Origin of the sequence: Alcanivorax profundi (assembly GCF_003597125.1) — a bacterium.
GTDB classification, from domain to species: Bacteria; Pseudomonadota; Gammaproteobacteria; order Pseudomonadales; family Alcanivoracaceae; genus Alcanivorax; species Alcanivorax profundi.
This window is the reverse complement of sequence record NZ_QYYA01000158.1, coordinates 1-402: the sequence shown is the minus strand read 5'-3', so window position 1 is coordinate 402 and position 402 is coordinate 1. Positions and strand designations below refer to the sequence as shown.

The window sequence follows — 402 nt, the reverse complement described above, 5'->3', positions numbered from 1 at the left end:
CCCTCGCTCAGTGCCTTGGACATCTCGCCCAGGATGTGCAGACGCCCGGCTTTCGCCTGCTCCAGCGCCTTCTCCATGATCTCGGGCGTGATGCCCGCGACCTTGATGTCCATCTGCAGCGAGGTGATGCCCTCTTCGGTACCCGCGACCTTGAAGTCCATGTCACCGAGGTGATCCTCGTCGCCCAGGATGTCGGTCAGAACCGCGTAGGAGCCGTCCTCTTCGAGGATCAGACCCATGGCCACACCGGCCACGGGGGCCTTCAGCGGTACGCCCGCATCCATCATGGACAGCGACCCGCCACAGACCGATGCCATCGAGGACGAGCCGTTGGATTCGGTGATCTCCGACACCAGACGAATGGTGTAGGGGAAGTCCGTCGCCGCCGGCAGAACCGCCTGC

General features: G+C 64.2%; 1 pseudogene. It reads right to left on the bottom strand.

What is annotated here, in order from left to right:
• A pseudogene (locus tag D4A39_RS17305) lies at positions 1-402 on the bottom strand (polyribonucleotide nucleotidyltransferase); the annotation flags it as partial.